This is a genomic window from Mesorhizobium sp. ES1-4 (assembly GCF_020164745.1).
Taxonomy (GTDB): domain Bacteria; phylum Pseudomonadota; class Alphaproteobacteria; order Rhizobiales; family Rhizobiaceae; genus Mesorhizobium.
Genome location: NZ_JAIUGV010000005.1, coordinates 270427 through 295050, shown reverse-complemented (window position 1 = coordinate 295050; position 24624 = coordinate 270427). Strand labels below are relative to the sequence as shown.

The window sequence follows — 24624 nt, the reverse complement described above, 5'->3', positions numbered from 1 at the left end:
AGCCGGATGAATCCGGGCGGGCCGCATGTAAGGCCGCGCGGACGATGCTACACCAGCATGCCCATCGGGTTTTCGATCAACTTCTTGAAGGCGACCAGCAATTCGGCACCGAGCGCGCCGTCGACGGCGCGGTGGTCGGTCGACAGCGTCACCGACATCACTGTCGCGATCTTGATCTCGCCATTCCTGACCACCGCCCGCTCCTCGCCGGCGCCGACCGCCAGGATCGTCGCATGCGGCGGATTGATCACCGCGGCGAAGTCCTTGATGCCGAACATGCCGAGGTTCGACACCGCCGTGGTGCCGCCCTGGTATTCTTCCGGCTTCAGCTTGCGGCTGCGCGCACGGCTGGCCAGGTCCTTCATCTCATTGGAGATGGTCGACAGCGTCTTTTCGTCCGCACGGCGAATGATCGGTGTGATCAGGCCGCCGGGGATCGAGACGGCGACGCCGACATCGGCATGCCTGTGCTTGACCATGGCGCTCTCGGTCCAGGAGGCATTGGCATCCGGCACCGCCTTCAGCGCCATCGCCATCGCCTTGATCACCATGTCGTTGACCGACAGCTTGTAGGCGGGTGCTTCGCCCCCATTTGACTGCTTGTCCGTCTTCTTCACCGGTGCCGCCGCATTGAGCTGCGAACGCAGCGCCAGCAGCGCGTCGAGTTCGCAATCGAGCGTCAGGTAGAAATGCGGGATGGTGGTCTTGGCCTCGACGAGGCGCCGCGCGATGGTCTTGCGCATGGCGTCGTGCGGAACGAGGTCGTAGGAGCCCTGCTCGAACAGCTTCAGCACGTCCCCCTCCCCCCTGAGGGGAGGGTGGCCGGCCAGAGGCCGGTCGGGTGGGGTCGGTTCGACCGGGCTCGGCGCTAGGGAGGTGCCTTCTGCGGCGACCCCCTCCGCCCGCTTCGCGGACACCTCCCCCTCAAGGGGGGAGGAGATCGCCGCTTCGACATCTGTCTTCGTTACGCGGCCATAGGGGCCCGTGCCTGATATGGCGGAGAGGCTCAAACCCGCCTCGCGAGCAAGACGACGGGCCAAAGGTGTGGCGCGGGTTCTCCCCTCCCCCTCGAGGGGAGGGTGGCCGGCCAGAGGCCGGTCGGGTGGGGTCGGTTCGACTGGGCTTGGCGCAATAGCAGGGCTCGGCGCCAGGGAGGTGCCTCCTGCGGCGACCCCCTCTGCCGACTTCGTCGACATCTCCCCCTCGAGAGGGGAGATTGGCGCCGTCTCCTGCTTGGCCCCATAAGCCTCGCCATCGGCATAGATCCAGGCAACCGGCGCGCCGACCGGGATGTCGACGCCTTCCTTGCCGGTGACATCGCGAAGCACGCCGCTGGCCGGTGCGTCGATCTCCATCGCCGCCTTGTCGGTCTCGATCTCGAACAGCACGTCGCCCTTCTTGACCATCGCGCCCTCGGTCGCGAACCAGCGCGAGATCTGCCCGGTCGCCATGTCCATGTCGACCTTGGGAAGAATGACTTCGGTCGGCATGTCTCAGCGCACCCCTTTGACGAGGTCGCGCGCGGCGGTGATGATGTCGGGAACCTGCGGCACCGTGGCCTTTTCCAGCTCCGGATTGTAGGGGATCGGCGTTTCCGCGCCGCCCAGCCGCACGATCGGCGCGTCGAGATAGTCGAACGCCTCGCTCTCGGCGATCATGGCGCTGACCTCGGCGCCGATGCCCAGCGTCTTGACCGCTTCGTAGACGCACATCAGCCGCGAGGTCTTCTTGACGCTGTCGATGACCGTCTGCTTGTCCATCGGCCGGATGGTCCTGAGGTCGACGACTTCGACGTCGATGCCTTCGGCCTCCAGCGTGGCGGCGGCTTCGAGCGCCTTCTGCACCATGATCGAGGTGGCGACGATGGTGAGATCGCGGCCCTCGCGGCGGATATCGGCCTTGCCGATCGGTACGGTGTAATAGCCTTCCGGCACCGGCCCCTTCATTTTGTAGAGCAGCTTGTGCTCGAAGATCATCACCGGATCGGGATCGACGACGGCCGCCAGAAGCATGCCCTTGGCATCGTAGGGTGTCGCCGGCTGGATGACCTTGAGGCCCGGCACATGGCCGAGCCAGGCTTCCAGGCTCTGGCTGTGCTGTGCCGCGGCGCCCGTGCCGGAGCCGGCCGGGAAGCGCATAACCACGGGCACGGAAACCTCGCCGCCCAGCATGAAGCGCATCTTGGCGGCCTGGTTGACGATCTGCTCCATGGCGAGCGTGGCAAAGTCTGAAAACTGGAACTCGAAGATCGGCCGCATGCCGGTAAGCGCCGCACCCACCGCGACACCCGCGCCGCCCAGCTCCGAAATCGGCGTGTCGATGACGCGCTCCGTGCCGAAACGCTCGACCAGATCGCCGGTCACCTGGAAGGCGCCGCCATAGACGCCGATATCCTCGCCCAGCAGGAAGACGCGCTCGTCCATGTCCATGGCGATCGCCATGGCTTCCTGGATCGCCTGGGCGTAGCTCAGTTCACGCACCATCGCGTCCATCACGCCTGCTCCGTATACACGTAATTCCCGGTCTCGCTGACGTCAGGCGACGGGCTCGCCTTGGCGAACTCGATGCCGTCGGCGATTTCCTGCGCCACCGCGTCGCGGATGGCCTCGATGCCCTTGTCGTCGATGAAGCCGAAGTCCCTCAGCTCGTCCTCGAAGAGCGTGATCGGGTCGCGGTTCGACATCCAGTCCTCGATCTCTTCCTTAGTGCGGTAACGGTTGCGGTCGCTTTTGGAGTGGCCGCGATGCCGGTAGGTCTTGGACTCGATCAGCGTCGGCCCCTCGCCCGCCCGCGCCCGCTCGATGGCCTTGTACGAAGCCTCGGCGACTTCGGAGAAGATGTTGCCGTTGACGATGACGCCCGGCATCGAATAGGCGGCGGCGCGATCGGCGATGTTCTTGACCGCGGTCGAGCGAGCAGTCGAGGTCGACATGCCGTAGCCGTTGTTCTCGCAGACGAAAATAACCGGCAACTTCCAGACAGCCGCCATGTTGAGCGCCTCGTGGAAGGCGCCCTCATTGTTGGCGCCGTCGCCAAAGAACGACACCACGACCTTGCCGGTTTTCATCATCTTGGAGGAGAGCGCCGCGCCGACCGCGATCGGAATGCCGCCGCCGACGATGCCGTTGGCGCCGAGATTGCCCTTGGCGACGTCTGCGATGTGCATCGAGCCGCCACGGCCCTTGCAGTAGCCGGTCGTCTTGCCGAAGAACTCGGCGAACATGCGCTTTACCTCGGCGCCCTTGGCGATGCAGTGGCCATGGCCACGGTGGGTCGAGGTGATCTGGTCATCCTCGCCGAGCGGCATGCAGATGCCCATGGCGCTGGCTTCCTGGCCGATCGACAGATGCATGGTGCCGTGGATGAGGCCACGCATGTAGCTTTCTTCCGCGCCCTCTTCGAAACGGCGGATGAGGTACATCTTGTAGAGCACCTGCTTGAGCTGCTCGGCGCTGTACTGGCGATAGACGAAAGGCAGGTTGGCACGGCTGTCCGCGATGGCTTTGCTGGCTCCGGCCATGATCACGCCTCCACGGTTCCGTAGACGAGCTTGTCCTGGCGGGCGCGCAGTTCGGCGATCTTGGAGCCCGCGGCCGGGGCGGCATTGGCGTAGGTGATGAGTTCGCCCTTCTTGATGGGCGCCGTCACCGAACCGCCCTGCAGCAGGCCGCAGGGAATGGCCCTGGCGGCATGCGCTTCCGGCGCCGTCATGATCCACGCGCGGTAGCAATATTCGCCGATCGCATCGAGCTTCTCGCCGGGCTGCATGTCTTTCTTGGCCACCGCGCAGACTTCGGCCACCGGCTTTGCCAGCGGCACCATGTCGGCCTTGCCGTAGAGCACGACGCGGGCGCAGGTCAGCGGCACTTCGAGCGAGGTCAGGTGGTAAGGGCGATGGAAGGTGAAGTAAGGACCCTTGCCCATCTTCAGGTCCTCCATGCGCTCCGAGATGCGCGGATGCGACATATCGGCGACGACGAAGACGCCGGGCGCGACACCCTTGCCGATCGAATAGTCGACGACGCCGACCCTGGAGAGCACGCCGCCATCCTTCTGCGGCACCAGGACCTTGTTCAATTCGCCAAGCGTCGCGGACGGGCCATGCATGCCGGCCTTGTCGGGCACCAGCCCGGTGGCGTTGGCGATCGCCGCCATCTCGACCATGGTCTTGGAGCCGTCGACGAACTCGACCAGCATGCGCACATTCATATGCCGGCGCTCGGCCTCTTCCTCATAGGCGGGCGGCGTGGCGTCGATGTTGAGCGGGTTGTTCTTGCCCTTGCCGGCGGCGACGATAGGGTGGCCCATCGCCGAAACGAATTCGATCAGCTCCATGCAGGAGGACGGCTCGTCGCCGGCGCCCAGCGAATAGGTGACACCGAGCCGATCGGCCTCGCTCTTGAGATAGGCGCCGATCGTTACATCGGCCTCGACATTCATCATCACCAGATGCTTGCCGTGTTCCATGGCGCGAAGACCGATCTCGGCGCCGACCGCGGGAACGCCCGTCGCGTCGATGACGACGTCGATGAGATCATTGTTGATGACCAGGCTGGCGTCGCTGGTGACGGCCACCTTGCCTGCCTCCATGGCGGCGGTCATCGCCGAAGCGTTCGACACTTCGCGGGCATGGCCGGTTTCCTGGAAGGCGATGTCCACCGCCTTGCTGGCGGCGGGCAGGTTCAGTTCGGAGATCGCACCGATCTCTATGCCGGACATATGCGCGACGCGGGTGACGATGTCGGTTCCCATCTCGCCCGACCCGATCAGGCCGATGCGGATCGGCTTGCCCGATTTGCCGCGTTCCTCGAGATCGCGGGCAAGGCCCGTCAGCGAAACATTGGAAGCCATACCGCTCATTCCTCCCATAGTGCAGGCTTGTTCAATCACCTGACGGGTATTGAACATATGTATTTCTGTCAAGACTAATGTCCAAATCTGCGTGCTTTTGCAGCACTTTCCCGGTGAGGTCGGCGGGGCGATTTTTCAGGCCGGAAGGCCGGCAAATCGCTCGGAACGCCGCATGAAGCTCAAAGCATTGCCCATGATCACCAATCTCCATGTTGGAGCGAATGGCAGGGCATCGAGGTGTGCGCCTCGGTGTGAATGGCGGCGCCGGCGGCGCGGGCTTGCGCTAGGCGCTGCCGTTGGGAACATCGTGGAAATGCACGATAACCCCATCCGCGTCGACGAAGATGACGGCATAGGCGGGTGGTTCGTTACCCAGCCGCCAACTGTCCGAAAAATCGAGCGCGGTCTGGTGGTTGGTGCCGCGCAACGTGCTGACCGGTATGCCCCGCCAGCTGCCGGCGATCAGCCTATGGACATGACCGGCGAAGATGTGGCGGACATTGCCATGGCGCGACAGGACGTCATGGAAGGCATCGGCATCGGCGAGTTTGACCGCGTCGAGCACGGGCATATGGATCCGGAACGGCGGATGGTGCATGAAGAGGTAGACCGGCCGATCGCGCGCTTCCCGCAGCTTCTCGTCCAGCCAGTCCAGCCGTGCCGCGCACAGCCTGCCCTCGACATGTCCGCTGTCCAGCGTATCGAGCAGGATCAGCCGGCCCTCGCTGCCGTCGAAAAAGCTCTGGACGAACCCGCGCTCGGCAGGCGCTTTCGGGAACATCTCTAGGAAAAGCGCCCTGTCGTCGTGGTTGCCGAGCATCAGCCGGCAAGGCGGCCCAAACCCCGCCAGCGCCTCCCTCAGCGCCGCGTAGGCGGCGCGCTCGCCATCATTGGTCAGGTCGCCTGAAATCACCACCAGATCGGCATCGGCATGGTTCCTGCCGATATCCGCCAGGCAGATCTCCAGCCGAGCGAGCGGATCGGAGCCATGGAGACGGCCGCCCGGGATCGTCAGATGCGGATCGGAAAGCTGGATGATTTTCATGGTGAGCGCACTGCCTTCCTGCCGGCGCCCCTGGCGCCGGCCTGAAGGCGATATGGTTCGGCCAGTTCTACTGCGCCGTCCAGCCGCCATCCATCGGCAAAGTCGTGCCGGTGATCTGCTTGGCCGAGTCCGAGCACAGGAAAAGCGCCAGCGCCGCAAGTTCTTCCACGGTGACGAATTCCTTGGTCGGCTGCGCGGCGAGCAACACATCGTGCTTGACCTGTTCCTCGGTCATGCCGCGCGCCTTCATCGTGTCGGGGATCTGCTTCTCGACCAGCGGCGTCCAGACATAACCAGGCGCGATCGCGTTGACGGTGATGCCGTTCTGGGCGACTTCCAGCGCCACGGTCTTGGTCAGGCCTGATATGCCATGCTTGGCCGAGACATAGGCCGACTTGAACGGCGAGGCGACCAGCGCATGCGCCGAGGCGGTGTTGATGATGCGGCCCCATTTGCGGCTCTTCATTCCCGGCACCACGGCCTTGATGGCGTAGAAGGCGGCCAAAAGGTTGATGCGGATGATGGCTTCCCACTTGTCGTCGGGAAATTCCTCGATCGGCGCCACATGCTGGATGCCGGCATTGTTGACCAGGATGTCGAGGCTGCCGAATGCCTCTTCGGCGTCATGGACCATGGCGGTGACAGCGGCGCCATCCATCATGTTGGCATCGGAATAGCGGCACTTGACGCCGAAATCCTTCTCGATGCCGGCGCGCTCCTGCTCGATGGCAACGGCGTCGCCAAGGCCGTTTATGGTGACATTGGCGCCCTCGGCCGCGAAGGCGCGGGCGATGGCAAGGCCGATACCGCTGGTCGAGCCGGTGACAAGCGCATTCTTCGAAGACAGGGAACCCATGGGAGATCTCGCAAGAGGTGGAAGGGACTGATGAGAATAGTTTGTGCGACGCAACACGACAATGCCACGACCATGTGTCGGCTCGATTACAGCCCCGCGACGGCCTTTTGCCGGCTTCGGAGGGGACGTCTGTGAGGTGACACGGCACTGTCATGCTGCCATGCAACATATTTGCCAGCGCATTCGCGTGGGGTCATTTTCGAACCGTTGGGGCACCTGGATGGAAATCGCCGATGTCGTGAAGCGCGCCTATGCGATGCCGCTCACCAATCCCTCCTTCCCGCCAGGCCCTTACCGTTTCTTCGACCGCGAATACATCATCATCACCTACCGCACGACGCGCGAAGCGCTCGAGGCCGTCGTGCCGGCGCCGTTGGAGATCGACGAGCCGCTGGTCAAGTACGAGTTCATCCGCATGCCGGACTCGACCGGCTTCGGCGACTACACCGAGACCGGTCAGGTCATTCCCGTGCGCTACAAGGGCCAGCATGGCGGCTATGTGCATTCGATGTTTCTCGACGACGACGCGCCGATCGCCGGTGGCCGTGAGCTGTGGGGGTTCCCAAAGAAGCTCGCCAATCCCAAGATCGTCCATGAAGGCGAGGTGATCGTCGGCACGCTGCACTATGGCAGTGTGCTCTGCGCCACCGGCACGATGGGCTACAAGCACCACGAGGCCGATCATGACCAGGTGCTCGCTTCGCTCGCCGCGCCCAACTTCCTCATCAAGATCATCCCGCATGTCGACGGCACGCCCGCGCATCTGCGAGTTGGTCCGCTACTACCTCACCGACATCACGCTGAAGGAAGCCTGGACGGCTCCGGCCGCGCTCGATCTGCGGCCCCACGTCATGGCCGACGTGGCGAAGCTGCCCGTGCTCGACATCGTGTCGGCGGTCCACTTCAAAGCCGATCTGACGCTCGGCCTGGGCGAAGTCGTGCATGATTACCTCGCTGATCACAGCCGATACGCTGCCAGCGCATCGCAGTTGGAGAAAGTCAGTGCTTGAGCGTAACCGCAACAAGGCGGCCGCCGCCACCATCGAGGAAATCACGGCGGCGTATGACCGTGTCGCGCTGGTCTTTCAGGGCGGCGGCGCGCTCGGCGCCTATCAGGCAGGCGTCTATCAGGCGCTGGCCGACGCCGGCTGTGAACCAAGCTGGCTATCCGGCGTGTCGATCGGCGCCATCAATGCCGCGATCATCGCCGGCAATGAACCGAGCCGCCGGCTGCAGCGGCTGGAACAGTTCTGGCAGACGGTTTCTGGCCGCAAGATCTGGTCCTACACGCCCGAAGGTGACATCTACCGCGATATCCGCAACCAGACCTCGTCGTTGATGACGATGACAATGGGCCAGCCCGGCTTCTTCAAGCCGCGCAGTCCTAATCCCTGGTTCCAGTTGTCAGGTGCCGATGGCGCCACCAGCTTCTACGACACCGCCGAGTTGAAGGGCACGCTGGAGAGCCTGATCGACTTCGACGTGCTGAACGACGGCAAGAAGCGGCTGAGCGTCGGCGCCGTCAATGTCAGGACCGGCAACTTCGTCTATTTCGACACCGAGAAAGTGCGTATCGAGCCGGAGCACATCATGGCGAGCGGCGCACTGCCGCCGGCCTTCCCCTCGATACGCATCGAGGGCGAGTATTACTGGGATGGCGGCATCGTTTCCAACACACCGCTGCAATATCTGCTCGACCAGGAAGAGGACCGTTCCTCGCTGGTCTTCCAGGTGGATCTGTTCAGCGCCCGCGGCGTGCTGCCGCGCGGCATGGCCGACGTGCTGTCGCGCCACAAGGACATCATGTATTCGAGCCGCACGCGGCAGAACACCGACAATTTCCAGCGCATCCATGCGCTGAAGATGAAGCTGCTCGATGCGCTGAAGCGCGTGCCGCCGGAGCAGCTCAAGGAAGGCGAGAAGGAGCTGATCGCGGACTATTCCGACGCCGGTGTCGTCAACATCGTCCACCTGATCTACCAGCACAAGGGCTACGAGGGCCACGCCAAGGACTACGAATTTTCGGGCACCTCGATGCGCGAGCATTGGGAAATGGGCCTCGAGGACACCGAGCGCACGCTGCGTCACAAGAAATGGCTGATGCTGCCGACCAATGCTGACGGCGTCACCGTCCACGACCTGCATCGCGAAGATCCGACCTGAGCTTTCAGGCCGGAAAAGCGCCTGCTCGGGACGATGAAGCGGGCTCAGAATCTTAGATTGGCGCCGGCTCTCAGCAAGAGCCAGTAGAACAGGCCGGTCGCCCCCGCCGCGATCAACAGCGCCAGCTCGAAGCCTCCCGGCGTTTGCGTGAGCGGCAGGCCGGCGGTGTTCATGCCGAACATGCCGACGATCAGCGAGCCCGGCAAAAGCAGCGCGCTCATCACCGCCAGCGCCTTCAGGCTGCGGTTGGACTCGTCAGCAAGTTCGGCGGCGACTTCCTCCTGCAGCAGCCGCGCCCGGTCGTTGACCATGACGACCTCCCGGTCGAGCCGTTCAAGACGGGTGGTGAGCCGGCGCAAGGTTTCGTGTGCTCCTTCTGAGAGTTTCCAGTCCGAGCGGTCCTCGTCCTGGAAGAGTGCCGCCAGCGCCGAGATCGGGCGGTGCAGCGAAACCGCGAGACGCCGCACATCCTTCAGCCGCTGCCTTTCGTCGGCAAGCCGCTCCGTCACCAGATGATCCTCCACCTCGTCGAGCCGCTTGGTGGCGGCCGCGAGCCGCAGGCTGGTGCCGCCGCAGAAGGCCATCACGATCGTCTCGAAAAGTTCGAAGGCGGTGGCGGGCCGCAGCTCCCTGGCCAGCGCCTCGTGCACCTCCTCTACCGCTGCCAGCGAATGACGGCGGCCGGTAACCAGCAACCGCTCCGAGACCGCGAAGCGCAACCTGCCGATGGTGGTCGACTGGCGCGCGATTTCGCTGTGCAGATCGGCGGAAATGCCGTGGACGACGCCGTCCTCATGCGCCAGCGCCGGGCTGTCTTCATGGCCTTCGAGGATCGCATGCGCCGAGGCCGGCAAGGCGCAGGTGCGGCTGACCCAGGAATGAGCGCGCTGGTCGACGAGATCGACATGCAGCCAGACCCAACCTTCCTGCATCGCCAGTGCCGCATCGATATCGCGCGGAGCAAGCGCCACCGCCGGTTTGCCTGGCGTGCCGCGATAGGCCCAGACCAGCCCAGGCGCCGGATGCTGGTCGTCGACGGCAAGCAAGGCCAGATGCGATGCGTCGTTCATGACTGCCGTCCGAAATTGCAGCGAACGTGGCCCGGAAAACGAGACGGCGCCAATTTTGGCGCCGTCGGTACTGTCGTCACTTAAGTCACCCGCTCAGAACACCTGGCGGAAGACGATGAACAGCAGGAAGGCGAGTGCGATCGAGCACGGCAGGGTCAGCACCCAGGCGAGCAGCAGGTTGCGCACCGTCGACCACTGCAGGCCCGAGCCGTTCGCCGCCATCGTGCCGGCGACGCCGGATGACAGCACATGGGTCGTCGACACCGGCAGGCCCAGACGGTCGGCCATGCCGATGGTGACCATCGCGACGAGTTCGGCGGCGGCGCCCTGGCCGTAGGTCAGGTGGCTCTTGCCGATCTTCTCGCCGACGGTGACGACGATGCGCTTCCAGCCGACCATCGTGCCGAGCCCGAGAGCCAGCGCGACAGCCACCTTCACCCACAGCGGAATGAACTTCGTCGCATTGTCGACGGCCTTGTGGTAGTCGGTGACTGCCTTCAGGTCGTCGTCCTTCATCGGCAGCAGCTTCTTCTTGTCGATCAGCTTCAGCGCTTCGCCGATCAGGTAGATATCGTTGCGCGCGTTGCTGACGAGGTCGGTCGGCACCTTTTCGACCGAAGCGTAAGGCTGCAGCTCGGCAGTGGTGTTGTGAATATAGGTCTGCAGAGCAACGGTCGTCTGATCGTTCCACGTCTTGCTGCGCACGGCTTCCTGCACGGCTGCCTTGGCGGCATTGGCATCGGCGACGGTGACGCCGGGCTTGATATATTTGCCGAGCGCCGTCTCGACGTTGACGGAAGCCGACTTGTAGGCTTCGAGATAGTTGATGTCGGGCGTGCGGTTGAGCGCGTAGGCGGTCGGCACGACGCCGATCAGGATCAGCATGATCAGGCCCATGCCTTTCTGTCCGTCATTGGAACCGTGCGCGAAGCTGACGCCGGTGCAGGTGAAGATCAGCAAGGCGCGGATCCACCAGGGCGGTGGGGCATTGCCCTTCGGCGCTTCATAAAGGGCCGGGTTGCGCACCAGCAGCTTCATCACATAGAGCAGGATGGCGGCGGCGAAGAAGCCGACGATCGGCGACACCAGCAAGGTGGTGCCGACATTGGTCGCCTGCCCCCAGTCGACGCCGCTGGTGGCGCTTCCGGCCGGCGCCATGAACTGGTTGGCGAGGCCGACGCCGATGATCGAGCCGACCATCGTGTGCGAGCTCGAGGCCGGCAGGCCGAGGAACCAGGTGCCGAGGTTCCAGAGGATCGCCGCGACCAACAGCGCGAACACCATGGCAAACCCGGAGGAGGAGCCAACCTGCAGGATCAGCTCGACCGGCAGCAGCGACAGGATGCCGAAGGCGACCGCGCCGCTGGAGGTGAGCACGCCGAGGAAATTGAAGACGCCCGACCACATGACGGCGAATTCGGCCGGCAGGGAGCGGGTGTAGATGACGGTCGCCACCGCATTGGCAGTGTCGTGAAAGCCGTTGACGAACTCGAAGCCGAGCGCGATCAGCAAGGCGATGCCGAGCAGGATCCACGGCACCGTCTTGGCCACCGCCAGGTCCTGGCTCAGCGCATAACCGACATACACCACGCCGACCAACACCAGCACGCCGAAGGCCGGCAGGAACCACTTCGCGCCGCCCGAACTGTCCAGCGGATGCTCCGGCCTCGGAATGCCCGCCTCACTAGAAACTATGTCCACCATGTCCCACTCCTGTTGCATCGCAGCAAAGAACTGGAAAAGACGCTATGTGTGGACGATGAACCCTATGTGACGCGGGGAGAGGCTCCGCCTTGCGCAGAGGTCTTTTCAGGCGGGACCGAAGCGCGTCTTCAGGATCGCCGAGAACAGCGGATCGAAGGCACGGCTGATCGGCGCCGCGGCCGCGCCAAGCGCGATCGACCAGGGGTCGGTGGTGCCGAGTTGCAGGCGCGGCAAGGTTCGGTCTGGCCGGTCGGCGATCGACGGCAGCAGCGGATGCATCGCCTCGACAAGCCGGCACGCCAGCGTTTCCGGAGCGCCGCTGGTCAGGATCACTGTCTGCGGATCGAAGATGGTTTCGATGAGATGGACGCTCCAGCGAAGGTCATGGGCCGCGCCATCGATCCAGGCCATGATCTTCGCGTCACCGGCCGCGGCCAGCGCGCCGATCTTTGCGTAGAGGTCCTCGTCGGCGGGATCGAGACCAAGATGCTGGTAAAGCGAGGCCAGCGATGCGCGATGTTCGAGCGGTGTCGAGCCGGGACCGGCCGGCGACAGCAACGCCATGCCGATTTCGCCGGCATTGCCATGGCCGCCGCTGTACAGCTCGCCGTTGAGGATCAGTCCGGCGCCAATGCCATAGCCTATATAAAGACACACCGCGTGGTCGACGCCATGCGCGGCACCCACGATGCGCTCGGCCGTCGCGCAGGCCGCGGCATCGTTCTGCAGGCCGACATTCAGCCCCGTGCCCTTGGCCAGCGTGTCCAGCAGCGGAAACTTCTGCCAGGCCGGCATCATCCATTTGTCATCCGAATTCTTCAGGCCGAACGGGCCGGGCATGGCCACGCCGAGACCGACGAGGCGTTTTTCCGACTGCGAGGAGATGCCGGACAGCTCGCGCCGGACGCCATCGATCAGGCCCAGGATCACCTCGACGCCCCTGGACGGTTCATCGAACGGAAGGTTCGCCTCGGCGCGCGCCAGCACCCTGCCCACCAGATCGACCGCGACCGCCCGCGTCAGGTGACGGTCGATCTGCAGGCCGATGGCGAAGGCGCCTTCGGGCACCAGCCTGTAGGGAGTCGACGGCTGGCCCCTGCCCTTGCGCACCGCGTCGAGCGCGATGACCAGGCCGTCGCTTTCCAGGTCCTCGATAATATTGGAGACCGCCTGCTTGGTCAGCTGCGTCGCGCGCGCCAGGTCGGCCCGCGACAGCGCGCCGTTGAGACGCAGCGCCTCGATCATGACGCGGCGGTTGTGCGCGCTGGTGCCTTCCTGGTTGGTCCCGCTCTTGGCGCGGATCGGGCTGATGTCGTCCATCGGCGTTTCCCCTCTTGACACCATTAGGATATTGATCGACTAATTAAGTCAAGCGAATTGACTTAATGGGAACCGGGCGCCGAAAACAAGATGGCCAAGGCCTCCGCCTGTCGCCACTGGCCAGCCCGGCACCATTGGATCACGCGACATGAATCCGGGGAAACGATGCGAAATGCAGGCATCGCCGACCCATCAACGCCGGAAATGGGAGAAGAAAATGCTTAAAACAATCACCAAGACACTGGTCGGCGCGGTCTTTGCCGGAGGACTGTTCGTCCCCCAGGCTTTCGCCGAGACGACGCTCAACGCGTTGTTCATGGCGCAGGCCGCCTACAGCGAGGCCGACGTGCGCGCCATGACGGATGCCTTCACCAAGGCCAATCCGGACGTCAAGGTCAACCTCGAATTCGTCCCCTATGAGGGCCTGCACGACAAGACCGTGCTCGCGCAAGGATCGGGCGGCGGCTACGACGTCGTCCTGTTCGACGTCATCTGGCCGGCCGAATACGCCACGAACAAGGTGCTGGTCGATGTGTCTTCGAAGATCACCGAAGACATGAAAAAGGGCGTTCTGCCCGGCGCCTGGACCACGGTTCAGTATGACGGCAAATATTATGGCATGCCGTGGATCCTCGACACCAAATACTTGTTCTACAACAAGGATATCCTGGAAAAGGCCGGCATCAAGACCCCGCCGAAGACCTGGCAGGAACTGAGCGAACAGGCCAAGACCATCAAGGACAAAGGGCTGCTGGCAACGCCGATCGCCTGGAGCTGGTCGCAGGCCGAAGCCGCGATCTGCGACTACACCACGCTGGTCAGCGCCTATGGCGGCGACTTCCTCAAGGACGGCAAGCCCGACTTCCAGAATGGCGGCGGACTCGAGGCCCTCAAATACATGGTCGACAGCTACAAGTCGGGGCTCACCAATCCCAATTCCAAGGAATTCCTGGAAGAGGACGTGCGCAAGGTCTTCGAAAACGGCGATGCCGCCTTCGCGCTGAACTGGACCTACATGTACAACATGGCCAACGACCCTAAAGACTCGAAGGTGGCCGGCAAGGTCGGCGTCGTGCCGGCGCCGGGCGTCGCCGGAACCAGCGAAGTGTCGGCCGTCAACGGCTCGATGGGCCTTGGCGTCACCGCTGTCTCCAAACATCCGGACGAGGCCTGGAAATACATCACCTTCATGACCTCGCAGGCGACGCAGAACCAGTATGCCAAGCTCTCGCTGCCGATCTGGGCCTCGTCCTATGACGACCCGGCCGTCACCAAGGGCCAGGAGGAGCTGATCGCCGCCGCCAAGCTGGGCCTGGCGGCCATGTATCCGCGTCCGACCACGCCGAAGTACCAGGAACTGTCGACCGCGCTGCAGCAGGCCATCCAGGAATCGCTGCTCGGCACGGCCTCGCCGGAAGATGCGCTGAAGACCGCAGCACAGAACAGCGGCCTCTGAGCACTTTATCCGGTCGCGGGCGGCACTACAGCGCCGCCCGCCCCTTTGGACGGGCTAAGGACGCCGTAGCGCTTTCTGTTCTTGCGCATGATCCTTCCGGAAATCGGTTTCCGATCTCCGGGATCATGCGTGAGTGCCGCCCGTGCTATGTCTGAAGCCAAGATGAGTTAGGGAGAGGCTGCTCTGATGTCGAGCACCTGGATGACAACCCGCGCGTGGCTGCTGATGCTGCCACTGCTCGTGGTCATGGTCGCCGTCATCGGCTGGCCGCTGGTCGACACGGTCGGCCTTTCCTTCACCGACGCCAAGTTGGTCGGCACGGGCGGCAATTTCGTCGGCTTCGACAACTATACCAACATGCTGTCGAGCTCGAACTTTTCGCGCACGCTGGTGACCACGACATTGTTCGCAATCATTTCGGTTGCCGCCGAAATGGTGATCGGCGTCCTGGCGGCCCTGCTGCTCAATCAGGAATTCCGTGGCCGTGCCGTCCTGCGCGCCCTGATGATCCTGCCCTGGGCGTTGCCGACGGTGGTCAATGCCACGCTGTGGCGGCTGATCTACAATCCCGAATATGGCGCGCTGAACGCCGCGCTGACGCAACTGCATCTCATCGACGCCTACCGGTCCTGGCTCGGCGAGCCGGGAACGGCGCTGGCGGCCCTCATCGTCGCCGACTGCTGGAAGAACTTTCCGCTGGTGGCGCTTATCGCGCTCGCCGCTCTCCAAGCGGTGCCGCGTGACATCACCGCCGCCTCGCTCGTCGACGGCGCGGGACCGTTCAACCGCTTCCGCTTCGTCATCCTTCCCTATCTCGCCGGGCCGCTGATGGTGGCGCTGGTGTTGCGCACCATCGAGGCTTTCAAGGTCTTCGACCTCATCTGGGTGATGACTCGCGGCGGGCCGGCAAACACGACGCGAACGCTCTCGATCCTGGTCTATCAGGAAGCGTTCTCGTTCCAGCGCGCCGGTTCGGGCGCGTCGCTGGCGCTGATCGTCACCTTGCTCGTCACGCTGCTCGCCGTCGCCTATGCGGCCCTGGTGCGGAAGACCGCCGGGAGCGCCGCCTGATGGAACGCAAGAGCCCCGCCTTCACCGTCTTCATTTATGCCTGCGCGCTGCTGCTTGCCGCGATCATCCTGGCACCTATCGCCTGGCTGTTCATCATGAGCATTTCGCCGGCCGCCGACCTTGCCGCCAAGCCGCTGCGCTGGTGGCCGGGGGCAGCCGACTTCTCCCGCTACCAGCAATTGCTGTCGACGGCCGAAAACAGCGCCGGTGCCGCCTTCATCGCATCGCTGCGCAACAGTCTTGAGATCGCCGGCATGGCGACGCTGGCGGCACTTGCTCTGGCTATCCCTGCCGGCTGGGCAGTGTCGCGCACACCCGCGATCGGCTGGTCGCTGTCGATGGTCATCGCCACCTACATGCTGCCGCCGGTGGCGCTCGCCGTTCCGCTCTACATGGGCCTGTCGCATCTCGGCCTGCTCAACAATGTGTTCGGGCTGGCATTGGTGTATCTCACCATCCTGGCGCCCTTCACCACCTGGCTGATGAAATCCGGCTTCGATTCCATCCCGCGTGAGATCGAGGCGGCGGCGATGATCGACGGCGCCGGCCTGTTCCAGACATTGCGTATCATCACGTTGCCGCTGGCCGCGCCTGTGATGGCGACATCGGCGCTGTTCGCCGTGCTGCTTGCCTGGGACGAATTCTTCTATGCGCTGCTGTTCACCTCCGACCAGCGCGCCAAGACGCTCACCGTCGCCATCGCCGATTTGGCCGGCGGCCGTGTCTCCGACTATGGGTTGATCGCCACGGCTGGCGTGCTGGCCGCGCTGCCGCCGGTGCTGATCGGCCTCGTCATGCAGCGGGCGCTGATCTCGGGCCTGACCAGCGGCGGTGTGAAAGGATGACAATGACGGCAACAGCAATTCGACCGGTCGGACTGGTCGCCATCGACCGCGAAATGGAGCGCCAGCACGCGGATGCGCGCGCTTCATTCGAACAAAACACCGCTATTGCGCTAAAGGTCGCCGCCTCGATCAGGAAGACCGGTCGCCTGCTCTTGCTTGGCATGGGCGGCTCGCATGCTGTCGGACGCGCCGTTGAACCGCTCTATCGCTCAGCGGGCGTCGACGCGCTGGCGCTGCCGCTGTCCGAACAGCTTGGCCAGCCGTTGCCGCTCGAAAGCCGTACCGTGATCGTGACCTCGCAATCGGGCGAGAGCGCCGAGGTCGTGAGATGGTTTTGGCAGGCCGGCGTCAGCCCGGACATTTTCGGCCTGACGCTCGAGCGCGGTTCATTTCTCGCACGCACCGCGCCTTGCCTTGTCGGCGCCGGCGGCACTGAACTGGCCTTCGCCGCGACCCGCAGCCTGACCGTCACCCTGGCCCTGCATCTGGCCATACTGGCGGCTCTGGGCGAGGACCCGGCCGCTGCCCTCGCTATGCTCGAGGCTCCGCGGGATTGCGATATCGCCCCCGCACTCGCCGCGCTTGCCAAGGTGGACACGATCGTCACCTCCGGCCGGCGCCTGCAAGGCGTGGCCGAAGCCCTGGCGCTTGGCCTGACCGAACTGTCACGGCTGCCCTGCTTTTCGCTCGAAGGCGGCCAGTTGCGGCACGGACCGATGGAGATGCTCGGCCCCAAAATCGGTGTCGTCCTGTTTCGCGGTGATGACCCCACGTCCGATCTTGTCGGCGCCATGGCGATTTCCGTGATCGAGGCCGGCGCGCCGCTGGTCGTCTTCGACGCATCCGGGCAACCGCCTGTCGCCGGCGCCGTCACGCTCTCGTTCAGACCGGCATCGGGGATGGCCGCTATTTTCGCCATGCTGCCGGTGGCGCAGCGCCTGATGATCGCCTTCGCCGACAGCCGCGTCGACAATGCGGGCACGCCCGTGCGCACCACCAAGATCACCAGGAGCGAATGATGCGTCCGCTGGCGGTGATCGGCAACGTCAATGTCGACCTGATTGTCGGCCCGGTCGTGCCATGGCCGAAGGCGGGAACCGAGACCGTGGTCGATCATGACGAATTGCGCGTCGGCGGCCAGGCCGGCAACACCGGGCTCGCCTGGCAAGCGTTGGGCATCGATTTCGCGATTGCCGCCAATGTCGGTGACGACCAGTTCGGCCGCTGGCTTCGCGAAGCGTTTGGAGCCCGCGCCGCAAAATGGGCGGTCCGTCCCGAAGGCACGACATTGTCGGTCGGCATGACCCATCCCGATGGCGAACGGACTTTCTTGACTACCCGCGGCCACCTGCCCCGCCTCGGCCTCGCCGATGTCTTGTCCGTTCTCGACGGCGGCGCGCTTTCCGGTGGCTATGCGCTGCTCACCGGCTCCTTCCTGACTGAAGACCTCACGCGCGATTATGATGCGTTTTTCGACTGGACCGACAGCCACGGCATATCGGTGGCGCTCGACACCGGCTGGCCGATCGATGGCTGGACCGAGGCCAATTGCGCCGCGACAAGCGCGTGGCTCTCGCGCTGCGCGCTGGCGCTGTTCAACGAAGTCGAGACCGTGACCCTGGCGGGGTTGCCGAGTCCGGAGGAAGCGGCCCGGGAAATCCGGTCCAGCATGAAGCAAGGCGCGACCTTCGTCGTCAAGCGCGGGCCGCGAGGCGCCATCGCCATCGGCCCGGACGGCGCGCTTGTTGAGGCCGTCGCACCCGATGTCCGCGTCGTCGACACGATCGGCGCGGGCGATGTCTTCAATGCCGCCTTCCTGGCCGCATTGGCGCAGGAACAGCCGCTGTCCGCCTGCCTCCGTGCAGCGACGCATGTCGCCTCGCGCGCCATTTCCACCATGCCCCGCAATTATGGCGGGCCGATGCAGTTCGAGGAATCCATGCATGAGCGCGCTTGAAATCCGCGGCATCCGCAAGAGCTATGGCAGCGTCGAAACGCTGAAGGGCATCGACATCGCGCTGCAGAGCGGCGAATTCCTGGTGCTGCTGGGATCATCCGGCTGTGGGAAGTCGACGCTTCTCAATATCATCGCGGGGCTGGCCGAGGCGACCAGCGGCGACGTGCTGATCGGCGGCCGCTCGATCCTTGGCGTGCACCCCAAGAACCGCGATATCGCCATGGTCTTCCAATCCTACGCGCTCTATCCGAACCTGACCGTGCGCCGCAACATCGGCTTCGGGCTTGAGATGCGCGGGGTCGCCGCCGACGAACGCGAGAGGGCGGTGAACGAGGCGGCAAGGTTGCTGCAGATCGAGGCCCTGCTCGACCGCAAGCCGAGCCAGCTTTCCGGTGGCCAGCGCCAGCGCGTCGCCATCGGCCGTGCGTTGGTGCGCAAACCGCAGGTCTTCCTCTTCGACGAGCCGCTGTCCAATCTCGATGCCAAATTGCGCCTGGAAATGCGCACCGAGTTGAAGCGCCTGCACCAGATGCTGCGGACCACGGTGGTCTACGTGACCCACGACCAGATCGAGGCGATGACGCTGGCCAGCCGCATTGCCGTCATGCGTGACGGCAGGATCGAGCAGCTCGGCACCCCGGAAGAAATCTACAACGAGCCGGCAACACTCTATGTCGCGGGCTTTGTCGGCGCGCCGTCGATGAACATGCTTCAGGCCACCGTTACCGGCGGGATGCTGGCGATTGCCGGGTCCGACGGGCGGGTCCCCTTGCCAGCAGGCTATGCCCGGTCTGCTCGTGAAGGCGCACAGGTGGTCGCCGGCATCAGGCCGGAAGCCCTTCGAGCGGCGACCGGAGCCGCCACGGATATGTCACTGCCCGTGGAAATCGAGGTCGTCGAACTGACCGGCCCTGAACTGGTCACCACGGCTCGGATCGGGACGCAGCGGTTGACAGCTTGCCTGCCGCCCCGGACCCAGGCCGCCAAGGGCGAAAAGCGCAGCCTCACCTTCGATGGCGCCGCGCTTCGCCTGTTCGATCCCACGACAGGCAAGGCCCTGCCGGCGATCTGAAATCACCGCCGTTCCCGCCCCGCACGGCTATTTGGCGATGTCGAGAAGTGACGATACCAGGAGTTCCCGTTCGTCCTTCGACAGCACATCGGAATCGAACAGGCTCATGCTGCGCAATCCTTCGATGGCGAGATAGCAGACCAGCAGCGATTTGAGGTCCGGAGCCTCGCCCTTCAGGCGCTCGAAAAGCTGCCGCTTGAATGTCTTTATCGGCGTCATGAAATCGGGATCCTCGGCGATCGCCGAAAATATCCAGGACGCCGATGGCTGCTTTTCCTCGCAATCCTCGGCCGACAGTCTGATATAGACGGCGAGAGGATTCTTGCCGTTGTCGTTGCTGTTCGCGGTTTCCAGAGCTTGCTCGAAATCGCGCAGATAGCCTTCGACGAGGCCCTGCATCAATTTGGCCTTGGTCGGGAAATTATAAAGCAGCCCCCCCTTCGACACGCCGGCGCGGCTGGCGATGGCATCGAGCGACAAGCTCCCGGGCCCGGATTCCCGGGCAACATCAGCCGCCGCGGCGAGTATCTTCTCGCGCGAGTTCGGTCGTTGGGCTTTCATGGCGCCTCCCATCGCAAGCTTAGGCCCAATTGACAAGACCGTCCAGACGGTACAGTAAGGCCGGCCACTATTTGAAATCGGGACCCGCAGTCGATATGCGTCCCGATGTCCGCGCTTCGCGCCGGATTTCGACTGAGGGGACTTCCTTGTTCAAGCGCATACTCCGTATCTTTACCATTATTGCGGTCCTTGCCGTGCTCGTCATCGTGGTCGGCGGCATCGTCGGCTTCAACTTCCTGCGGGACAACGGCATCAAGCAGTATTTCGCCACCATGAAGCCGCCGGCAGCGACGGTGTCGACGACCATCGTCGAACCGTCGAGCTGGACGCCAGGCGTCGAGGCGATCGGTACCGTACGGGCCGTGCGCGGTGTCGATCTGACCGTCGAGACCACCGGCATCGTCAAGGAGATCCTGTTCCACGCCAACCAGAAGGTGGCGGCCAACGCGGTCTTGCTGCAACTCGACGACGCCGTCGAGCGCGCTGATCTCGAGGCGCAGAAAGCACAGGCCACTTCCGACCAGGCGGCATTCACGCGCGCCATCGAACTGCAGCGGCGCGGCGTCGGCACCGATGCGACGCTGGATGCCGCCCGCGCGGCCGCGAGCGCATCGGCCTCGCAGGTGACCAGATTGCAGGCTGTGCTCGACCAGAAGCAGCTGACCGCGCCCTTTGCCGGCACAGCAGGCATCCCGAAGATCGATATCGGCCAATACCTGGCCCCCGGCACCGCGGTGGTGACGCTGCAGGATCTCGACACGATGCGGGTCGACTTCTCGGTCCCCGAACAGCAGCTGCCGCTGCTCAAGATCGGCCAGACGGTCCGCCTCGGCCTTGGCGGCGGCGACGACATGCCCTTTGCCGGCACCATTCGCGGCATCGACCCCAAGATCGACTCCTCCAGCCGGCTGGTGAACATCCGGGCGGAAGTCGCCAATCCCGAGGGCAAGCTGACCCCCGGCCAGTTCGTGCAGGTGCGCGTCGAACTGCCCGAGGAACAGAACGTGCTGTCGCTGCCGCAGACGGCGCTGACCACCAGCCTCTATGGCGACTACATCTTCGTGGTGCAGCCGGCGAAACCCGCCGGGGCGGCCCCGGCGCAGCCAGCAAAGCCGGAAGAAAAACCGGCGGCGGCCACCGATAAGCCGGCGGACGCCAAGCCGGCAAACGCAATGAAGCCGGCAGCCGATGCCATGAAGCCCGCGGACAAGGCCGCTTCAGATACCGCCAAGCCGGCAGCGGCCGAACCGGCCAAGCCTGCGGCCGAAGGTGAGAAGCCCGCACTGGTGCTGTCGCAGGTCTTTGTCAAACCCGGCCGCCGCAATAAGGGCATGGTCGAGATCGTCCAAGGGGTGAAGGCCGGCGATGAGGTCGTCACCGCGGGTCAGAACCGCCTCTTCAACGGCATGTCCGTCAACGTCGACAACACGATCGATCCGACCAAATCGGCGAACAAGCAGGCCGACCAGCAATGAGTTTTTCCGATCTCTTCATCCGCCGGCCCGTTCTTTCGACGGTCCTTGCCTGCATGATCCTGCTGCTCGGTTTCCAGGGCATCTTCAACCTGTCGATCCGGCAGTATCCGAAGGTCGATGAGACCGCGATCACGATCACGACCGCCTATCCGGGCGCCAGCGCCGACTTGATCCAGGGCTTTATTTCCGCCCCGATCGCGCGCGCCGTCGCCTCGACCGAGAACATCGACTACGTCACCTCGTCCAGCCGTCCGTCCTCCAGCACCGTGACGGTGCAGATGAAGCTCGGCTCCAATCCTGACGTGGCTTTGACCGAAGTGCTGTCCAAGGTCCAAGGCGTGCGCGGCACGTTGCCGGACGCCGCCAAGGACCCGGTCATCGTCAAGGGCACCGGTCAGCAATTCGCGATGATGTACATCTCGATGCAGAATCCGAACATGACAAAGGAGCAGCTGACCGAATATATCGAGCGCGTCATCAGGCCCCGCATGTCGACGGTCGAAGGCGTCGCCGACGTGCAGATTTTCGGCGCCCAGGAATATTCGATGCGCGTCTGGATCGATCCGGTCAGGCTTGCCGCGCGCGGCGTGACGGCAGCCGAAGTGCTGACGGCGATCAACAATTCCAACTTCCTGTCGGCACCCGGCAACACCCAGAACGAATATGTCGTTTCGTCGATCACCGTGCGTTCGACGCTGCAGACACCACAGGCCTTCGCCGAGCTACCATTGCGCTCGACCGACGGCAATGTCGTGCGGTTGCGCGACGTGGCTCGCGTCGAACTCGCTGCCGCGAACACCGACACCCGGGTCTCCTTCAACGGCAAGCCCGGCACCTTCCTCGCCATCTTCCCGACCCCGGCGGCCAATCCGCTGACGACAGCGGCGGCACTCACCAAGCTCGTGCCGCAGATCCAGGAGACGCTACCGAAGGGCATGACGATCGAGGTCGTCTACGACGCGACCGGGCAGATCAGCGCTTCGATCGACGAGGTGTTCAAGACCATCGCCGAGGCGGTTGCCATCGTCGTCGTCGTCATCTTGCTGTTCCTCGGCTCGTTCCGCTCGGTGATGATGCCGATCATCACCATCCCGCTGTCGCTGATCGGCGTCTGCTTCCTTTTGTTCGCGGTCGGCTATTCGATCAATCTTCTGTCGCTGCTGGCCATGGTGCTGGCGATCGGCCTTGTCGTCGACGATGCCATCGTGGTGGTGGAAAACATCCACCGCCACATGGAAGAAGACCACATGCCGCCCATGCAGGCGGCCTTCAGCGGCATGCGCGAGATTGCATCGGCCATCGTCGCCATGACCATGACGCTGGCCGCCGTCTTCGCGCCGCTGGCCTTCACCGGCGGCCTGACTGGCGCCCTGTTCCGCGAATTCGCGGTGACGCTCGCCGGATCGGTGGTGCTGTCTGGCGTCATTGCCATCACCATCACGCCGATGATGTCGGCGCGCCTCCTGAAACCCGGCAATGCCGGCCGTTTCCAGCGTATCGTCGACGGCACCTTCTCGCGTGTCGAGCACGTCTATGAGCGCGCCGTCACCGGCTCTCTGAACTATCGCCCGCTGACCCTGCTCATCGTGCTGGCGCTTGTCGGCGTGACCGGCTTCATGTTCACCAAGACCTCGACCGAACTGGCGCCGGAAGAAGACCAGGGCTTCCTGCTCTCGCTGGTGACGGCGCCGCGCTACGCGACCTCCGATTACACCGAGACCTACGTCAATCAGATCCTGGGTCTGGTGAAGGACATTCCCGAAACCCGGGCGCAGTTCTCGGCCGTCGCGTTCGGCGGCACGACCAACAGCGCCTTCGTCGGCTTCGCCTTCAAGGACTGGTCGGAGCGCAAGCGCAATTCGAAGCAGTTGCAGGCCGACATCACGGCTCGCATCTCCAAGGTGGCGGGCGTCCAGGCGTTTGTCTTCGCGCCGCCGACCTTGCCGGGCTCCGGCGGCGGCTTGCCCATCTCCATGGTGGTGCGCTCGACCGGCGATTCCGCTCAGGTCTACGAGGAAGCGGAGAAAATCAAGAACAAGGCGCAAGCCTCGGGCCGCTTTATCGTCGTGCAGAATTCGATGGCCTATGACGCGCCGCAGGTGACAGTGACCATCGACCGCGACCGCGCCGCCGCGCTCAACCTGCCGATCGCCGATATCGGCCGGACGCTGACGTTGCTGGTCGGCGGCGCCGAAGTGGCGCAGTTCGACCGCGACTCCAACAGCTACGACATCATCCCGCAGGTGCCGCAGGAATTTCGCGACAATCCCGAAAAGCTGGGTCAATATTTCGTGCGCAGCGTAACGGGCGAGATGGTGCCGCTATCGGCCGTGGTGAAGATTTCGACCAATGCCTCGCCGGCGGCAATCGAGCAGTTCAACCAGCTGAATTCGTCGACGATCTCGGCGCTGCCATTGCCCGGCGTCACCACGGGCGACGGTCTGAAAGTCCTCGAGGATATTGCCAAGGAGAGCCTGCCCGATACTTTCTTCATCGACTATTCCGGCCAATCCCGGCAGGAGAAGGAACAGGGCAACACGATCCTGATCGCCTTCGGCGCGGCCGTCATCGTCATCTACCTGGTGTTGGCGGCGCAGTTTGAAAGCTTCCGCGATCCGCTGATCATCATGATGGCGGTGCCACTGTCGATCTTCGGCGCGATCGTGCCGCTCAATCTGGGCCTCGGCACGCTCAACATCTATACCCAGGTAGGCCTGATCACGCTGATCGGCCTGATCACCAAGCACGGCATCCTGCTGGTCGAATTCGCCAACCAGCAGCGCGAAATCCACGGCATGCGGCGGCGTGATGCCATCATCGCCTCGGCCAAGGTGCGCCTGCGGCCGATCCTGATGACGACGGCCGCGATGGCGCTGGGCGTGGTGCCGCTGATCGTTTCCAGCGGTGCCGGTGCCGCGGCCCGCTATTCGATGGGCCTGGTCATCTTCACCGGTATCCTGGTCGGCACCATGTTCACGCTGTTCGTCGTGCCCATGTTCTACACCTTCATCGCCAGCAAGGACCTGCCGCATCTGGCTGAAAAGCCGGATCCGAAACTGATGCCGACGCTGCCGAGTTGAGGCACAAGGCGCACGAAACAAAAAGAGGTCGGATTTTCCGGCCTCTTTTTTTGCGGTCGCTCCGGCAACTCCGCCACATGGCCGACGCTGCAACCCCG

General features: G+C 64.1%; 19 protein-coding genes and 1 pseudogene. 10 read left to right on the top strand and 10 right to left on the bottom strand.

Going from position 1 to position 24624, the window contains the following annotated elements:
- Positions 1-47: 47 nt before the first annotated feature.
- The 6 genes from LB556_RS12020 to LB556_RS11995 form a co-directional block, all read right to left on the bottom strand.
- The gene (locus tag LB556_RS12020; RefSeq protein ID WP_224567220.1) at positions 48-1490 is read right to left on the bottom strand and encodes a pyruvate dehydrogenase complex dihydrolipoamide acetyltransferase; all 1443 of its coding nucleotides are present in this window, start codon (positions 1488-1490) and stop codon (positions 48-50) included.
- Between the two features lie 3 nt (positions 1491-1493).
- The gene (locus LB556_RS12015) at positions 1494-2492 is read right to left on the bottom strand and encodes an alpha-ketoacid dehydrogenase subunit beta (protein WP_224567217.1); all 999 of its coding nucleotides are present in this window, start codon (positions 2490-2492) and stop codon (positions 1494-1496) included.
- A complete protein-coding gene (locus LB556_RS12010) occupies positions 2492-3520 on the bottom strand; it encodes a thiamine pyrophosphate-dependent dehydrogenase E1 component subunit alpha (protein WP_224567214.1) in 1029 nt (342 codons plus the stop codon). Before LB556_RS12010 ends, LB556_RS12015 begins: the two co-directional genes overlap by 1 nt.
- A gap of 2 nt (positions 3521-3522) precedes the next feature.
- Positions 3523-4851: an NAD(P)H-dependent oxidoreductase gene (locus LB556_RS12005; protein ID WP_224567212.1), complete on the bottom strand. Its 1329-nt coding sequence runs from the start codon at positions 4849-4851 to the stop codon at positions 3523-3525.
- Positions 4852-5134: 283 nt separating this feature from the next.
- Positions 5135-5896, bottom strand: a complete 762-nt coding sequence (locus LB556_RS12000) for a phosphodiesterase (RefSeq protein ID WP_224567209.1) — start codon at positions 5894-5896, stop codon at positions 5135-5137.
- A 67-nt stretch (positions 5897-5963) separates the two neighbouring features.
- Complete coding sequence (locus tag LB556_RS11995) at positions 5964-6752, bottom strand: 3-hydroxybutyrate dehydrogenase (protein ID WP_224567207.1); 789 nt, start codon at positions 6750-6752, stop codon at positions 5964-5966.
- Positions 6753-6813: 61 nt separating this feature from the next.
- On the opposite strand from LB556_RS11995, the pseudogene LB556_RS11990 reads away from it, so the two are divergent.
- Positions 6814-7762, top strand: a pseudogene (locus LB556_RS11990) (acetoacetate decarboxylase).
- The gene (locus LB556_RS11985; protein ID WP_224567203.1) at positions 7755-8915 is read left to right on the top strand and encodes a patatin-like phospholipase family protein; all 1161 of its coding nucleotides are present in this window, start codon (positions 7755-7757) and stop codon (positions 8913-8915) included. The pseudogene LB556_RS11990 and the gene LB556_RS11985 overlap by 8 nt, the downstream one beginning before the upstream one ends.
- Positions 8916-8959: 44 nt before the next feature.
- Here the strand turns inward: LB556_RS11985 and LB556_RS11980 are convergent, their stop codons facing one another.
- The 3 genes from LB556_RS11980 to LB556_RS11970 form a co-directional block, all read right to left on the bottom strand.
- Complete coding sequence (locus LB556_RS11980; protein WP_224567201.1) at positions 8960-9985, bottom strand: transporter; 1026 nt, start codon at positions 9983-9985, stop codon at positions 8960-8962.
- 93 nt (positions 9986-10078) lie between these two features.
- A complete protein-coding gene (locus LB556_RS11975; RefSeq protein WP_224567198.1) occupies positions 10079-11689 on the bottom strand; it encodes an inorganic phosphate transporter in 1611 nt (536 codons plus the stop codon).
- A 105-nt stretch (positions 11690-11794) separates the two neighbouring features.
- The gene (locus LB556_RS11970) at positions 11795-13009 is read right to left on the bottom strand and encodes an ROK family transcriptional regulator (RefSeq protein WP_224567195.1); all 1215 of its coding nucleotides are present in this window, start codon (positions 13007-13009) and stop codon (positions 11795-11797) included.
- Between the two features lie 217 nt (positions 13010-13226).
- Here LB556_RS11970 and LB556_RS11965 point away from each other — a divergent pair, with 217 nt between their 5' ends.
- From LB556_RS11965 to LB556_RS11940, 6 genes are all read left to right on the top strand, one after another.
- Positions 13227-14465, top strand: a complete 1239-nt coding sequence (locus tag LB556_RS11965; RefSeq protein ID WP_224567194.1) for an extracellular solute-binding protein — start codon at positions 13227-13229, stop codon at positions 14463-14465.
- A 186-nt stretch (positions 14466-14651) separates the two neighbouring features.
- Positions 14652-15536 (top strand): carbohydrate ABC transporter permease, encoded by an 885-nt coding sequence (locus LB556_RS11960; protein WP_224567192.1) that lies wholly within the window; start codon positions 14652-14654, stop codon positions 15534-15536.
- On the top strand, positions 15536-16381 hold the full coding sequence (locus LB556_RS11955; RefSeq protein ID WP_224567190.1) for a carbohydrate ABC transporter permease: 846 nt from the start codon (positions 15536-15538) through the stop codon (positions 16379-16381). The genes LB556_RS11960 and LB556_RS11955 overlap by 1 nt, the downstream gene beginning before the upstream one ends.
- Positions 16378-17400 (top strand): SIS domain-containing protein, encoded by a 1023-nt coding sequence (locus tag LB556_RS11950; RefSeq protein ID WP_224567188.1) that lies wholly within the window; start codon positions 16378-16380, stop codon positions 17398-17400. Before LB556_RS11955 ends, LB556_RS11950 begins: the two co-directional genes overlap by 4 nt.
- Positions 17400-18338, top strand: a complete 939-nt coding sequence (locus tag LB556_RS11945; protein ID WP_224567521.1) for a PfkB family carbohydrate kinase — start codon at positions 17400-17402, stop codon at positions 18336-18338. Before LB556_RS11950 ends, LB556_RS11945 begins: the two co-directional genes overlap by 1 nt.
- Positions 18325-19410: an ABC transporter ATP-binding protein gene (locus LB556_RS11940; RefSeq protein WP_224567186.1), complete on the top strand. Its 1086-nt coding sequence runs from the start codon at positions 18325-18327 to the stop codon at positions 19408-19410. The genes LB556_RS11945 and LB556_RS11940 overlap by 14 nt, the downstream gene beginning before the upstream one ends.
- A gap of 27 nt (positions 19411-19437) precedes the next feature.
- Here the strand turns inward: LB556_RS11940 and LB556_RS11935 are convergent, their stop codons facing one another.
- Complete coding sequence (locus LB556_RS11935; RefSeq protein WP_224567183.1) at positions 19438-19971, bottom strand: TetR/AcrR family transcriptional regulator; 534 nt, start codon at positions 19969-19971, stop codon at positions 19438-19440.
- 146 nt (positions 19972-20117) lie between these two features.
- Here LB556_RS11935 and LB556_RS11930 point away from each other — a divergent pair, with 146 nt between their 5' ends.
- Both LB556_RS11930 and LB556_RS11925 read left to right on the top strand, forming a co-directional pair.
- On the top strand, positions 20118-21446 hold the full coding sequence (locus tag LB556_RS11930; RefSeq protein WP_224567181.1) for an efflux RND transporter periplasmic adaptor subunit: 1329 nt from the start codon (positions 20118-20120) through the stop codon (positions 21444-21446).
- Positions 21443-24526, top strand: a complete 3084-nt coding sequence (locus LB556_RS11925) for an efflux RND transporter permease subunit (RefSeq protein ID WP_224567178.1) — start codon at positions 21443-21445, stop codon at positions 24524-24526. Before LB556_RS11930 ends, LB556_RS11925 begins: the two co-directional genes overlap by 4 nt.
- The last annotated feature ends 98 nt before the right edge of the window (positions 24527-24624 follow it).